This window comes from Paraburkholderia flagellata (assembly GCF_021390645.1).
GTDB classification, from domain to species: domain Bacteria; phylum Pseudomonadota; class Gammaproteobacteria; order Burkholderiales; family Burkholderiaceae; genus Paraburkholderia; species Paraburkholderia flagellata.
The window spans coordinates 739,116-753,491 of sequence record NZ_JAJEJT010000004.1 but is presented as its reverse complement, the minus strand read 5'-3'; the positions used below and the strand labels follow the sequence as shown (position 1 = coordinate 753,491).

Annotated in this window: 14 protein-coding genes; 9 read left to right on the top strand and 5 right to left on the bottom strand. The window is 60.7% G+C overall.

All coding sequences use genetic code 11. The features are described 5' to 3' along the window. Positions 1 to 321: 321 nt before the first annotated feature. From L0U83_RS34025 to rpsU, 5 genes are all read left to right on the top strand, one after another. Positions 322 to 549: a hypothetical protein gene (locus L0U83_RS34025; protein WP_233888544.1), complete on the top strand. Its 228-nt coding sequence runs from the start codon at positions 322 to 324 to the stop codon at positions 547 to 549. Positions 550 to 1,122: 573 nt separating this feature from the next. Continuing rightward, positions 1,123 to 1,389 carry a translation initiation factor IF-1 gene (infA, locus tag L0U83_RS34020; protein WP_233888543.1) on the top strand — a complete coding sequence of 89 codons (267 nt, stop codon included), beginning with the start codon at positions 1,123 to 1,125 and terminating at the stop codon, positions 1,387 to 1,389. A 325-nt stretch (positions 1,390 to 1,714) separates the two neighbouring features. Further along, a complete protein-coding gene (locus L0U83_RS34015) occupies positions 1,715 to 2,005 on the top strand; it encodes a hypothetical protein (RefSeq protein ID WP_233888542.1) in 291 nt (96 codons plus the stop codon). Between the two features lie 253 nt (positions 2,006 to 2,258). After that, entirely contained in the window at positions 2,259 to 2,474 is a 216-nt protein-coding gene (locus L0U83_RS34010; RefSeq protein WP_233888541.1) for a hypothetical protein, read from the top strand. Positions 2,475 to 2,558: 84 nt separating this feature from the next. Next, on the top strand, positions 2,559 to 2,771 hold the full coding sequence (gene rpsU / locus L0U83_RS34005) for a 30S ribosomal protein S21 (RefSeq protein WP_233888540.1): 213 nt from the start codon (positions 2,559 to 2,561) through the stop codon (positions 2,769 to 2,771). 543 nt (positions 2,772 to 3,314) lie between these two features. On the opposite strand, the gene L0U83_RS34000 is transcribed toward rpsU, so the two are convergent. Beyond that, entirely contained in the window at positions 3,315 to 3,602 is a 288-nt protein-coding gene (locus L0U83_RS34000) for a hypothetical protein (protein ID WP_233888539.1), read from the bottom strand. A gap of 145 nt (positions 3,603 to 3,747) precedes the next feature. Next, the gene (gene rpoD, locus L0U83_RS33995; protein WP_267939643.1) at positions 3,748 to 5,733 is read right to left on the bottom strand and encodes an RNA polymerase sigma factor RpoD; all 1,986 of its coding nucleotides are present in this window, start codon (positions 5,731 to 5,733) and stop codon (positions 3,748 to 3,750) included. Between the two features lie 537 nt (positions 5,734 to 6,270). Between rpoD and L0U83_RS33990 the strand changes: the two genes are divergently transcribed. Further along, the gene (locus tag L0U83_RS33990) at positions 6,271 to 6,474 is read left to right on the top strand and encodes a cold-shock protein (RefSeq protein ID WP_028207638.1); all 204 of its coding nucleotides are present in this window, start codon (positions 6,271 to 6,273) and stop codon (positions 6,472 to 6,474) included. A 341-nt stretch (positions 6,475 to 6,815) separates the two neighbouring features. After that, entirely contained in the window at positions 6,816 to 7,061 is a 246-nt protein-coding gene (locus L0U83_RS33985) for a hypothetical protein (protein WP_233888538.1), read from the top strand. Positions 7,062 to 7,068: 7 nt separating this feature from the next. On the opposite strand, the gene L0U83_RS33980 is transcribed toward L0U83_RS33985, so the two are convergent. After that, positions 7,069 to 8,910 carry an ABC transporter ATP-binding protein gene (locus L0U83_RS33980; protein WP_233888537.1) on the bottom strand — a complete coding sequence of 614 codons (1,842 nt, stop codon included), beginning with the start codon at positions 8,908 to 8,910 and terminating at the stop codon, positions 7,069 to 7,071. A gap of 291 nt (positions 8,911 to 9,201) precedes the next feature. Between L0U83_RS33980 and L0U83_RS33975 the strand changes: the two genes are divergently transcribed. Further along, on the top strand, positions 9,202 to 11,145 hold the full coding sequence (locus L0U83_RS33975) for an AI-2E family transporter (RefSeq protein ID WP_233888536.1): 1,944 nt from the start codon (positions 9,202 to 9,204) through the stop codon (positions 11,143 to 11,145). 67 nt (positions 11,146 to 11,212) lie between these two features. On the opposite strand, the gene L0U83_RS33970 is transcribed toward L0U83_RS33975, so the two are convergent. Further along, a complete protein-coding gene (locus L0U83_RS33970; RefSeq protein WP_233888535.1) occupies positions 11,213 to 12,505 on the bottom strand; it encodes an NRAMP family divalent metal transporter in 1,293 nt (430 codons plus the stop codon). Positions 12,506 to 12,842: 337 nt separating this feature from the next. Further along, positions 12,843 to 13,181: a response regulator gene (locus L0U83_RS33965; RefSeq protein WP_233888534.1), complete on the bottom strand. Its 339-nt coding sequence runs from the start codon at positions 13,179 to 13,181 to the stop codon at positions 12,843 to 12,845. A 218-nt stretch (positions 13,182 to 13,399) separates the two neighbouring features. Here L0U83_RS33965 and L0U83_RS33960 point away from each other — a divergent pair, with 218 nt between their 5' ends. Further along, complete coding sequence (locus L0U83_RS33960) at positions 13,400 to 13,873, top strand: PRC-barrel domain-containing protein (RefSeq protein WP_233888533.1); 474 nt, start codon at positions 13,400 to 13,402, stop codon at positions 13,871 to 13,873. The last annotated feature ends 503 nt before the right edge of the window (positions 13,874 to 14,376 follow it).

Here is a 14,376-nt window from a genome sequence, read left to right as displayed (position 1 = left end):
GTTTGCGTTACTGTTTGATAGCGTTTTGTCGTCGACCGCGTGCTCTGAAACCCTCCTCTCCCGCCCTCCTTCGGTCTTTGCTGAGGCCGGCTCCCGAGATGCTTGCGGCTGTAGTGCCGTTTTGTCTGCCTGACCGGGACAACGCGCTTCTTCGCGATCCTGAGCGTCTCGAACGCTAGTGCGCTGGTGCATGTCGCCAGTAGTTCAGAACTTTACGGCCCTGAACCGCCCAGGATTCCTTTCGGGAAATCGAAGAAGTGCCGGTGCGCTCCAATGACAGTTTGAGCGGCGTATTCACCCTGGAACCATGAGGAGATTGCAATGAACAAGCCATACATCAACGTGGAGGCGATTCTCGATATGTTCAAGGACATCGCGCAGAAGGGCCTCGACCAGACAAGCGCAGGTGATTCACTGACCTGGCTGACCGAATACCTTGCCCGCGAGCATAGCGCGATGAACGTGAACGACTGGAACGGCCTCCTGCAGATCGGCGCTGTGCTCTATCGGGCCGGAGTTCGCAGCGAAGGCTTCCCTGGGATGCGTTGATACTCGTGATGGCATCCAGCACTGCACCAACTACCGGGCGGCGAAAAGTGTGTATCGGATGATTGAATATCGCGGGTTCGAGATCGTCTTCGAACGCTGATATCGCATCGGCGCAGTCGCCGCGCAACGCTGGATTTCCGGTTATTGCAGCTTGCGGCGGTCTTGCCGCCAAGGTGCATCATTCTGTCCCATTTAAACGCTGGTCCTGGAGATGGCCGTCTTCGGTTACAATAGAGGCTTGATTCGCCCTGTACCTCGCGCAACAAGATCTCCGTTGGCTCATTGCGAATCCCCCTCCGACTGATCGCCAGGTGAGGCCGGCGACAACAAAATCCGTTGGACGTGCCCTGATTCTGATAGGTCTGGCACAGCTGGCCCCCGCATCAGACTCATCCATTCATCTGCTGGACTCGCCGCCCGGACAGGGCGACGGCCATGACATTTCCCACGCGAGGCCGCTCATCCGCCCGCGCGCTACTCACCATCGCTCGCTGAGCGTCTGTCAACGCTCGTGGCTTGCTCCTCGTCGAGGTGTCGCGTATCGACGCCCGGCGAATTAACCAGGACCCTTGAATGGCGAAAGAAGAACTGCTGGAACTCGACGGTATCGTTGAGGAAGTGCTGCCGGACAGCCGCTACCGTGTCACGCTCGACAATGGCGTCGTGGTGGGTGCGTATGCGTCCGGACGTATCCGCAAGAATCACATCCGCATCCTTGCCGGAGACCGAGTCACGCTGGAACTCTCGGTGTACGACCTCACGAAAGGAAGAATCAACTTTCGGCACAAGGACGAGCGCAGCGGCGGCGCATCGCAAAGGCCTGCGTTCCGCCGTCGTTGACCTGTCGGGCGCGGATGCAGGCTGCGGCTCGTCGCCGGCATCGCGCCAGGCGCATGGCCGTCGTCGATTGGCCTCACGCGCCTCGCGACCGGGAAGAGCGTCAAAGAACTTTAGCTGTACAAAGGCTTCAATAGGCGTAGCATGAAGGCGCTAATCGCTCCACGGCCGTTCCCGGCGCCCCCCCCCAGTCGCCTTGCCAGTGGGATTCGGACCGCTCACTTTCTTCGCAGGCCGAACCGCCGCGGCCACCCGTGTAGAGACTGGAATCAGTCGCTCGCACTCCCTCCCAATTCGCCGCGTAGTCATGCGGCCGCAAAGGCAATCCATGACAACAGGTTTCCGTCTCTACCGTGGGCTCGAAATTTACCCGCTGGTCTATCCGCATCGTCCCACCAGGGCGACGGGCGGGCGCAACTACGAAGATGGTTTCGATGCTGCCGTGCGTATTCAGGAGCCGGAAAGTTCAGAGGGGACGTCGCGCAGCCGTGTATTCAGGCTTGCTCAGGGAACACCCTTCCAGAACGCCGGCGACGCACGCCGGGCATCGACTGCATATGCCGTGCGCCTCATCGACACATGTCCAGAGAACACGAGTGTGCTCGATTTGCAGCCGTGATTTGCAGTTCAGCGTCGTGGCCCACGGGCATATTGGATAGCGTCATCGGCGACGGCCATAGCGAGGTCGACGCGCATGCGTGGCTGATGTTCATGTCGATCCGCGCTCTGCTGCGCAACGGCGGGATGCCGGGCTGCGAGTCGGACTACGAGGCCGGCCCATGTGATGGCCCTTCTGAACGCGTAACAGGGCCTGTCGTCCCCAACGGTGCTCCACCACACTCCCGGCCGCGCGGTAATCACACGAGAAAGCAATGCACTTTAATTCAACGCGGTTCCTCATTGACCCCACCCCGCGTCGGGCCGACGGCGAGTATATGGCTCATGCCCGCATCAGTTGCAGCCGCGCAGACGGCAGCGCAGATGACGTTCATCTGAGCGGTGATCTGGCTGCCTTCGACGTACGCGACGATGCGATTGCCTGCGCGAAGAACTGGGCGCGGGAATGGCTGGACGCGCGGTTTGGCTGACGAGGCGCGCGAGCATCATGCGATGCATGCACCTCCACGACCGTTTGCACGATTAACTGCACGAACTCACAACCAGGAAAAGAATTGACTACTGTAATCCCCAAGCTGAATGAACCTCTGGAAGTCGCGTTGCGCCGCTTTCGCCGTGCGATCGAGACCACCGGCCTGATCAAGGAACTGCGCGCCAGGACGGCTTATGAAAAACCGACTGCTGAGCGCAAGAGAAAAAAGGCGGCAGCTGTGGCCCGACTGCGCAAACAGATCAAGCGGTCATTGCCGCCCAGAAAGCAGTACTGACGCTTGTGGGTGGGCCCGCCGCCCGCAAAGTATGCGGGCGTTGAGGCAGTCAGAGCGCTGACAACAGACGGAGCTGGTGTTCGCTTTCAGCCCCTTGAACCAGTGCGTAGGCGCGCACGTCCATGCGCTCAAGGATCGAAACAGATTCCAGGCCCGAAAAGTCGTTCCACGCGTCGTCCGCGATTGAGGTCGGCGCGCTGCGGGCTCTCGCGAACGCTCGCAGGAGAAGGCTTGCCTCGCGGCGCAGCACATGGCGCTCAGCGTTCAGAACATACGGTGCACAGCCAGCGCGTATAACGAGGTAATGCGGAATCGCGTCGCGATTACTTTGCATGGAGGCGGTACCAGTTCGGAAGAATGGAGGCGCTCAGTTTCGCGCGCCGCTGCGGCCAACCGATGAGTCTGGACGAACGGGCAACAATGCCCCGAAGGATGCACTCTGCCGGTGACCATTTTTTGAAGCAACGACAGACGAATCGGTCATCAACGAGCGAGCAACTCGCTACTCGACAAAATCAGCGCATGTCCACATCAGCAGCGCTTTCAAATATCCGCGACCGAAGCCCCGCTCACCTTCCCGTCGATGATGTCCTTCCCACCCTGGCAGGCGGCACGCCTTGCCGTGCCGAAGTCGCAGAGCGCGTGCAGTTGGTCCAGCCTGAAAACACGGCTTGCGTCTGAGGCTGCTATCGCCCCAGGGCGAGATATGCGGACCGCAATGTCATACCCTTCGGCGTAACGGGAATGTCCGTCGAAGCGGTTGAACGTGCGGGCAAAGACGAGGGGATGAAGTTCATACCCCTTGTAGAGAAGAAGCGGCTGTGTCGGCATTTTGCTCACTCCACGGGGGACAACTCACTATACCCTGAAACGATCAGCGTAGGTGACACGTCGACTACACCCCTCGGAGAATTCAATCCACGACACGCACAGGGGCGTTTGAACAGGAACGGACCGATCAATACAACTGGCTTTTTCAGCGCTCGAGAAAGGGCCTCAACTTGTCAGCTTTGACAGGATCCCTCAGCGTGCGCATCGCCTGGCTCTCGATCTGGCGGATCCGCTCCCGGGTCACGTTGAACTGCTTGCCTACCTCGCCGAGCGTGTGGCCAGTGGTCGTATCGAGCCCGAAACGCATCCGCAGGATCTTGGCCTCCCGGGGCGAAAGTCCGTCGAGCGCCTCATCGATTGCAGCGCGCATGCTCGCATGAATCGCTGCCTCGGACGGTGAACTCGCGGCGACATCCTCGATCATGTCGCCGAGCGTCGCGTCCGCATCGTCGCCCGCCGGAGTTTCAAGCGACACGGGTTGCCGCGCGGCCCTGAGGAGGCCTCGCACTTTATCCTCGGACATCTCCAGACGCGTGGCAAGGATGGCGGGATGCGCGTCCTGTCCCGTCTGTTGCTTGATTTCGCGAGACATGCGGTTCAGCTTGTTGATCATCTCGATCACGTGCACCGGGAGGCGAATGGTTCGCGCCTGATCGGCGACCGCACGCCCGACAGCCTGACGGACCCACCATGTGGCGTACGTCGAAAACTTCCAGCCGCGCCGGTATTCGAACTTGTCCACCGCCTTCATCAAACCGATATTGCCTTCCTGGATGAGATCAAGGAACGGCAAGCCGCGATTCACGTATTTCTTGGCAATGGCGATGACGAGACGGAGATTCGCTTCGATCATCTCCCGCCTGGCTTGCCGCATTCTCGACTCCGCGGCACCCATTGCGCGGTTGATCTCCTTGAGCTGCCGCAACGGCAGCGAAACCCTCGCCTCGATGTCGGTGAGTTTCTGCTGCCCGGCATGGATGGCGGGCAGATGTCGCTCGAGCGCCGCGCCAAGCTGGGGTGAACTCGCGGCCACGCGGCTCGCCCATTGAACGTCGGTCTCGTGGCCCGGGAACGACTCGACAAACGACTCGCGCGGCATACCGCAGCGGCCAACGGCGATCGCGAGGAGACTGCGCTCGATCGCGCGAACCTCCGTAATCTGCTCCTGCACGCTGGCACACAGGCGATCAATGATTTTCGGCGCAAAGCGGATCGTCGTCAGTTCGCGCTGGATTTCCGGGCACACCCGCGCATCGACTGCCGACCGGACGTCGCCGGTAGCCTGCACATCCATCGTCTGCTCGAAGAGTGCCCGCACACGAGCGAAGACCGCGAGACTGTCGTTCGTGAGTTGATCGAGACGGGCTGCGTTCGCTGCCTCCGGATCATCTGCGTCCGGTTCAACCTCGTCACCGTCCGCATCATCGCCCAGGACGGATGCTTCCGCTTCATTGTCTTCGACGTCCAACGTCATTGCGCTCGCGCTCACGTCGTCGCCGACGCCAGCGACCAGTTCATCGATACGCAGTTCGCCGGCAATCACGCGGTCCACATCGGCAAGAATGGTGGCCACGACCAACGGACATGCGGCAATCGCCTGGACCATGTCCTGCAGACCGCACTCAATGCGTTTCGCGATTTCGATTTCACCGGCTCGGGTCAGCAGGTCCCTGGCTCCCATCTCCCGCATATACATCCGCACTGGATCAGTCGTGCGGCCGTATTCGGAATCGATAGTCGACAGTGTGGCTTCCGCTTCCTCGACCGCCTGATCATCGGATGTGGCGGGCATGGCGCCGGTGAGCAGCAGCGTCGCGGCGTCAGGCGCCTGCTCGTACACTGCCACACCCATGTCGCTGAACGTGCTCACGATCGCCTCCATCGCGGCAGTCTGCGAAAAGTCGTCTGCCAGGTGATCGTTGATGTCCACGTGCGTGAGATAACCGCGCTCGCGGCCGAGCACGATCAGTGCGCGCATCTGGCTTTGTCGCTCTTCATCCTGTCGTGCGATTGCCTCGATGTCTCGCGGCACTTCGACGGCCCGGGGCTTTCCCTTTGCCGCATTGCGGCTGGCCTTTGGTGCAATCGCGATCACGGGGGATGCTAAATCGTCACGAACTGGTTTTGCCAATACGTTCTCCTCGACAGGTTGGCTGACGATCGTCGCAGGCAGGACGGCAGATCAAGTTGACTGTCGGGGTGCAAACGGAATCGTGAAATGACGCTCGGACAAAGAGGCTGGGATGCCCCCGGCGGGATCCGGATCGCGAAGAATGGGGGGAATCCTAAATAATACCGGACGTTGTCATGCGACGCAACGTGCATTACGCTTTCGACCTGGCAGGACAGGCAGCGATAAGGGCGGAAACGACGCAACGTCACAGACGCCTGGCGCCCCACCCTGCGTGTGCGCGTGCATCCGGCCCCATGCGGACATTGCATACAGTGCGGCACCCTTACGACACTGGCCGGCGGTAGCCTCAAAACGGAAATACCTTGACTTCGATCGCTTTCCCGGGTACTGTCCCTTGCTGAAGTCTTCAAGAAGCGCGATTGCTGCTCATCATTCACCGCACACCGCGGTACTCGTTGTCCTCTCCCTCCTTGATCCTTTATCCCCGCGTTCTTCGAGAGCGCACCTATATCCGTTCATATTCAGGAGAATTCCATGGACACCGGTACCGTAAAGTGGTTTAACGACAGCAAGGGTTTTGGATTCATCACGCCGGACGCAGGTGGCGATGATCTGTTCGCGCATTTCTCGGAAATTCGCGGCGACGGCTTCAAGACCCTCGCAGAGGGCCAGAAGGTCAGCTACGAAACGAAGCGCGGCCCCAAGGGCATGCAGGCTTCCAACATCACCCCGCTGTAAGTCATCTGCGTGTGTGCCGCCATGATGGCGGCACCGCCGACTTTCTCCCGAAACGGGATCCACTGGTCATCTCGTGCCAGGTTGACGAAACTGCCAGCCGCCCGCCGGCGATGCACTACGTCCCGTTCAGCCGGTCTCTCCATGCGAGATGACCGGCTTCAGTTTTTCCAAAAAGTGCAAAATCCTGTCGCCAGGCACTACCGTGGTTATGCGGTCAGGCCCTCGGCTCACCGTCTTCCCGACGGTTGCTTTTCTTCGAACCTCACACTTACACGACTGGGCGATCGCGAAGCAGGCTAACCCAACGTGTTACGATGGGGCAGTTCCGAAGGAGGCGCGTCGTGGAAAAGCCAATCATAAGTCCTGAGGAATTCGTCGATGAGATCAACCGGCGCCTCCCGGATCACGATTGCTACAGTACGGGCCTGCGCATGTTTCTTGTGCCGCGCAACGGCCGGGGTGAGGACGCGATTGGTGTCGACTGGGAGCCTCGCACAGCGCGCAATGGCGTAATCGCTATAAGCGAAACACACCGCGAAGTATCCGCAGAATTTGTTGTCAGCAAATATCTGGGGCGGTGCCACTGATCATCCATCACCGCCCCCTATCTGCCGAAGCGTCCGGCTGGCGCTCGCCACTTAACAGCACATCGCGATAGATGCCGGGGCGCCCCGCCAGTTCGAGCGGCGTACCCTCGTCAACCAGCCGACCGTGCTGGATGACCACAATGCGATCGAAATTCTGGAGAGTCGAGAGCCGGTGCGCGATGGCCACGACAGTGCGCCCCTTCATCAGCGCGTCCAGACCCACCTGAACGAGTGCCTCCGATTCGCTGTCGAGCGCGGACGTGGCTTCATCAAGCAGCAGTATTGGCGCATCTTTGAGGAACGCCCGGGCGATCGCGATGCGCTGTCGTTGGCCGCCAGACAGGCGCGATCCCCGCTCGCCCACAATCGTCTGCAAGCCTTCCGGCAGCGAATGTACGACATCAAGACAGTTTGCGAACTCGCATGCGCGCAGGACGTCGTCTTCTGTCGCCTCCGGGCGGCCGTAACGGAGGTTGTCGAACAGTGTGCGGTTAAAAAGCGATATTTCCTGAGGTACCACGCCGATAGCCTCGTGCAGGCTCGCCAGGCTGACATCGCACAAACGTTGCCCCGAAATGCAGACCGCCCCAGAACCGCGCGGTGGGTCGAAGGCGCGTTGCAACAGCGCGAACACCGTGCTCTTGCCGGCGCCTGACGGCCCAACAAGACCGACGCGCTGGCCGGCATCGATATGCACACTGAAATGGTCGAGAGCCGGCCTGCGGCCCGGATACGCAAACGTGACGTTCTCAAAATCGATGTTCGCGTCACGGAGCTCGAGCGCTCGCATGCCGGCCGGCTGGTCCATCTCCCGCATCACGAGCAACGCGCTCGCAGCGTCGGCAAGCCGCGCGACATGCTGGGTCGTGTCCACGAGCGCACCTGCGAGATCACGGGCGCCATGAAGGATGGCAAACCCAAGCGAGCTGACGAGAACGACATCTCCCGTCGTGGCTTGCCCACGCGTCCATAACCCGATCACCCAGGCAAGCAGCCCGGCGGAAAGCAGCAGCGTTGCGACAGAATGAAGCAGACGAAGCTTTTCCAGGTAGCGCAGGCTGATTTGACGCGACATCATTTCTTCATCGAGGATCGAGCCGAAGCGCACGCTCTCATACTGGACCCCGACGAACATTTTCACGGTAGACATGTTGCCGATCACATCGACGAGTTCGCCGTCGACTGATGCAGCGAGCGACGCGAATTGCTGCTGTTTCGCGCTGCCCTTGCTCGCGCGCCAGAACAGGAACCCCGCCATGCAGCCCGAGACAAGCACGAGCGCCATCGCCATCCGGACGCTGATGCAACCCAGGATGCCGATGGCGCCCAATATCGTCAGGAACGACGGTAGCGCGTTCCATGCGACTGTATTCTCGGTTGTATAGATCGCGTTTGCCGCGGCGGTAATGCGGCTCGCCAGCATCCCCGGCTGGATATTGGAGAAATATGCGGGCGAGTGCCCCGCTACGTAACCGAACAGTTGGCGGCGTACGTCGCCCGTAACCGCCACGAAGGTTCTCACACTGAGCCAGCCGGCGAGGCGCCAAAAAAGGCCATCAGCGATGAGCAGGGCAACGATGAACAGGAAGGCCTCGACGACGATTTCTGGGTGCGCGCGCCCACCGGGCAAGGCATCGACAAGATTCCTGAGCGCGTACTGCGATGCCAGCGCACACCCGACTGCCGCAACGATGGCCAGCAACACCAGCGCGTGGGCCACGGCGTGTCCACCGATATATTGCCAAAGCAAGACCAGGGGCTTGCGAGCGTAGCCTGCGAGGATCGCGGCCCTTCGTCCGCGCATGCGCGACGCAGCGCGGCCAGCGGTTGGGCCACCGACGTCTTTCATTAGGGCTACTCCGGCTCAGTGTGATCGAGGGAGGCATCTGCGCATCTGGCTGCGTACGACTGCCCTGCTTCGTTGTCTCGTAGATGCTCGCTCCGGTGGGGGCGCAAGCCCTATTCCCGGCACCGCCTGAACGTGAATTCTGCGGGCCTGCACGCCCAATCCGTGTCGGTGTCGTTAGACGGCGCGTCCGGCATCCGTTTCCATTACGCAGTCGAAACGGGGCGTGCGAAGGTATGCCGCTTGCGTCTGATCGGGCGAAGCGTTCTTGCTTTTCTCTCCGTGGAGCATACGATGGCCGCCAATCAGCCCCGCACGGCCTCTGCAAAGGTGGCTCCTGCTGATTCTCCCAATGTCCGGCAACTCACCTCGCTGATCACCGCCGTGGTTGTCGTAGGTGCGCTCGACATAGGGCGTGAGGTACTCATTCCGATCACGCTGGCAGTACTGCTCAGCTTTCTGCTCGCGCCACTGGTCGAACTGTTACGGCGGATCAGGCTGGGCCGGGTTCCTTCCGTTGTTATAGCGGTTGCCATTGCGCTTGCCGCGATGGGCGGTACAGGATCACTCATCGGGGCGCAGGTCGCACAGCTCGCGGGAGAACTACCTCAGTATCAGGTTGCAATCGAGCAAAAGATCGAGCGCGTACAGGAGGCGACAATAGGGCGCGCGGATGAGTTGCTCGGTCGCGCGTCAAAACTTCTCAACCGGGGCGTGCCGCCTCGCGAGGGAAGCGCGGCGCGCACTAGTGGCTTACCGAAGCCGTTTGACGGGGCGCCAACACCTGTCGCGATTCAGAAGTCCCCGACGTCATCCATTTCACTGGTTCCGCAATTCCTGTCGTCTGTCGCGAGTCCGGTCGTGACCGCGGGCATCGTTCTTGTCGTCACGATATTCGTCCTGTTGCAGCGTGAGGACCTGCGCGACCGGCTAATCAGACTGTTTGGTTCGCGAGACCTGCACCGCACGACCACGGCCATGGACGAAGCGGCCAGTCGGCTGAGCCGCTATTTTCTTGCGCAGTTCGGCGTCAACCTGGGCGTGGGTCTCGTCGTCGCGCTCGGGCTCGTAATCATTGGCGTGCCGGGTGCCGTCCTGTTTGGCGTGCTCACCGCGCTGCTTCGATTTGTACCGTACGTTGGCACATGGATCGGCGCGCTTCTCGCCCTCAGCCTGGCGGCGACCGGCCCTGACTGGTCGATGCTGTTATGGACGGTGGCCCTGTTCGGAGTCACGGACCTCGTTGCCAGTCAGGTGATCGAGCCGGTGCTCTATGGACATCATTCCGGCCTTTCGCCGGTTGCCGTGATTGTCGCTGCGATCTTCTGGAGCTGGATCTGGGGCCCTCTCGGACTTGTACTTTCAACGCCTCTTACATTGTGTCTTGTCATACTGGGACGGCATGTCGAGAAACTGGCGTTTTTCGAGGTATTGCTCGGAGATCGACCGCCGCTTGCCGCCTCGGCGAACTTCTATCAACGAATACTCGCGGACGATCCTGACGAGGCACTCAAACAGGCGGAACAGCTCATGGCTGAAATGTCCCTGGTCGACTACTACGACACGGTCATGCTGGAAGGGCTGCAACTCGCGCACGCTGACATGATGCGTGGCGTGATTCTTCCCGAACAGTTAGGTCGTATCAAGGAAGCGCTGGCTGATCTCATCGACGAATTCGAGGATATCGACGAGGCCGTCAATCCGTCGCTGGCAGCTCACGTGAATCAACCTGTGTCGCGCATGCCCGCGATGCACCCGGAATCCCCTACCACGACTGCTTCTTTCGGAATCCAGACATCCCGGGATGCAAACGTCCTTTGCATCGCTGGGCGAGGCGGCCTGGATGATATCGTTGCAATTGCAACGATTCAGCTTCTCGGCAGGGAAGGCATTCCGGCCCGGCAGTCGACCTACGCGCAATTCTCGCGTCAAAGATCAGAGGAAGTCGACCTGTCGGCGACAACAGCCATTCTCGTCGTTTCGCTCGATGCGCGAGAGTCGACCGCTTATCTACGCGTTCTGCTTCGTCGTCTTCATCAGCGCGCACCTGAAGCCACGCTCGTTCTCGGTTTCACGTCGGATACTGCGCAAGACACGTCCGAACAACGCGCCGGTGTCGCGATGGCGGCATCATCATTCAGGCAGCTGATAACGCTCGCTCGCGCCGGATGGGCTTCTCACGCACCTGTCGAAGCGGATCCAGCGACCGCCGGCCGGCTTTCGCCCGACCTGATTTGAGCCGGTATCCGTGACCGTGGAATGATATGAGACTGCGCGGCGTCGTGACCGACGTCACGGTCCGCCGTTACACCGCGAGAAGTACGAACATTGCCGCTACCGCAACCCCCATCACCCCGGTTGCAATCCAGCCCACTACCCGCACGCTACCCGCAATGGTGAGTTCCCCCATCACGCCTGGATGCGCCGCCATCTTCATCACGAGCACCATGATCGGGACCGACGTCACGCCGTTGATGACGGCACTCCAGAAAAGCGCCTTGATCGGGTCGATTGACGTGAAGCCCAATGCCAGTCCCACGACGGTCGCCAGCACGATGATCCCGTAGAACCGCTTCGCAAGCCGCGGTTCCAGTTCCAGACTGTTTTTCCACCGAAAGGCGCCGGCCATCGCATAGGCGGCCGAGCCAGCGAGAACGGGCAAGGCAAGCAGCCCCGTGCCGATGATGCCGAGACTGAAAAGCAGGAATGCGAACTGTCCCGCGATCGGTTTGAGTGCCGCCGCGGCCTGTGCGGAGGTCTGGATATCGGTCACGTTGTGCGCGTGAAGGGTCGCGGCGGTCGTCAGTATGATGAAGAACGCGATCAGGTTCGAGAAGCCCATGCCGAGCCACGTATCGGATCCGATGCGTCTCAGGTTCGTCAAAACGAGCCATGGCGCCTTCTTGAGCGCATGTTGCCCATCCGCCGCCCGCAACTCCTCGACCTCCTGGGAGGCCTGCCAGAAGAACAGGTACGGGCTGATGGTCGTGCCGAACACCGCGACAATGGTCGTCAGATACGCGCTAGTCCATGTCGGGTGAGGGAACACGGTGCGGGCCGCCACGGTTATCCATGGAATCTTCACGGCGAATACAACACCCACATACGCAAACAGCGCGAGCGTCAGCCATTTGAGCACCTTCACGTAGCTCTTGTACGGAACGAAAACCTGCAGCACGAGCGAAAACAGCGCGAGCCCGACCGTGTAAAGGCGTGTGGGTCCGCCCACGACCAGATTGACGGCTGCGCCCATGGCGGTCAGGTCGGCGGCAATATTGATCGTATTGGCGACGAGCAGCAGGAGCACTGCGCCATAGAGAAGCGACACGGGATAGTGGTGCCGGATATTGGTTGCCAGCCCGTGGCCGCTGACCCGCCCGATACGGGCACTGATGATCTGGATGGCAACCATCAGCGGATACGTGAGCGGAATCGTCCACAAGATGTCATAGCCGAATGCCGCGCCCGCCTGTGAATAGGTGGCAATGCCGCTCGGATCATCGTCGGCTGCGCCAGTAATGAGCCCGGGGCCGATTTTCTCGTGCCACGGGCCGGCCGGGGGCGTCTGGGCTGCTGACGAGGTAAGGTTGGTTGTCATGCGAACTCCCCTACTTCGCCGGGCGGCGATACACATCAATCGGATTGCCGCCCACGCCTTAGGGGGCGGGTGGATTGTCGCGGCATTGACCTGCGCTCACGGCGTCCTTGCAGCGTGTGCCATCACGCAATGCGCATGCCCGGCCCTGCGATACGAGAGCCGATTGCGGGGCGCTTGCCGACGTGAATCATCGCATCAATGACGAAGAACACGTTATTGACGTTGCAGCAGGAGCTGCCGCGAAGAACAAGTGGAGCGGATATGCCGCTGGCGCGAGGCTGACCCACCGCTCGTATGTCAATTCTGTTTGCGCGCTACCCGACCCGACTAAGGATTCTCACGATCGGCGTAGCGCGAGGCGGGCAATGAGTTCAAGCAAACTTGCTCCTGTAAAGGGCTTGCGCAGACTGGCGCGGATGGGCGATCCAACCAGCGGCGTTGCGACGGCGGAAACCAGCACGACGGGGATAGCCGACAGTACGGGATCCAAACCAATCGCTCGCGCCAGTTGCAGGCCGTCCATCACGGGCATCATATAGTCCGTGAGGACGATATCGATTCTGTCCGCTCGCGCCAGGCGCAGGGCGAGTTCCCCATCTCCAGCACACGTCACCGTATGCCCAGCCGACTCCAGAAGTGCGGCCGTGGCCTCAAGGAGCCGCTGGTCGTCATCCACGATTAGTACGTTCGCCACGGCTGTCCTTGTCTGGCAGTACATCAACGTGCCGGTCGGCGACGCCCTGTACTGCCTCACTGCCCTTCCAGCGCACTTCGGGTTCCCGGTCAATCTACCGCTGATCGCCGTCCAGCCCTGGCGTTTCTTTCGCCGTCCACGCTGTGCTCGCGGCATGGCAAATGCGCTTACGTTGCCTCTCACCCCAAAGGAGCAACGCAATGACTACCTTCAATCCTCAATCACCCGGCAGGGGCGCGCAGATCACGGGCGGCGGTGCGGGTGCCGGTCCGGGCCCGGAAATCATGGCTGCGGCCACACTCGACGGCAACAAGGTCATCTCGGCTGACGGTGAGCATATCGGCAAGATCTCCGACATCATGCTCGATGTGCGCAGCGGCCACGTCGCCTACGCCGTCCTCTCCGAAGGCGGCTTTCTCGGCATGGGCAACACGCTTCATGCGATTCCGTGGACCGCGCTGACGCTGGATACGGCCGAAAAGTGCTTCCGGGTAGACCTGGCGGCGCAAGCGATCAAGGACGATCCGGGTTTCGACAAGGACCACTGGCCGTCGATGGCTGACGAATCGTGGGGAACCCAGCTACACGATTATTACCACCGCCGCCCATATTGGTCGGCCACTGGGTTACCCGAGGATCGTGCCGTTTCTCCCCGCGACCCGATGGACCTCTAGGCATTGTCATTTCCGCCCACCGCTTTTTGGAACATCAGGAGCACCGGTTCGCCCGGTGCTCCTTTCAATCGCTCTGCCCCATACACCCGAGGCACTTCCGAGACCGTTGAAGGCGCAACACATCCGCGGCACCCGCAGCCTGATTAAGCGCTTACGGCCGCGGAAAAAGAGCCCGATGACAAACAGGTAGATTGCAACTACGCTTGCTTTTCTTCAGTAAAGAGCGCACGCTCGTAAGGCTCGGTGTGTTCTTTGCCACCAGCTCCGCATCGACGTCGTGCGAGTCCTTCGGCTAACACGGCTTCCCAAAGAGCAGCATGACGATCCCGACCGCAGACCGAAGCGGTTATTTCTTGCGCCATCCAGTTGGGCGCGCGCCCGACAACAATTGGCTTGCCGGACGGTTGAGACGTTTCTCCAAAAAACGGATCGAGACGATTTCAATGAGTCATCAGACCCGGCGACAACCCGTGATCTGCAGGAGCACGAACTTGAGTTGCGCC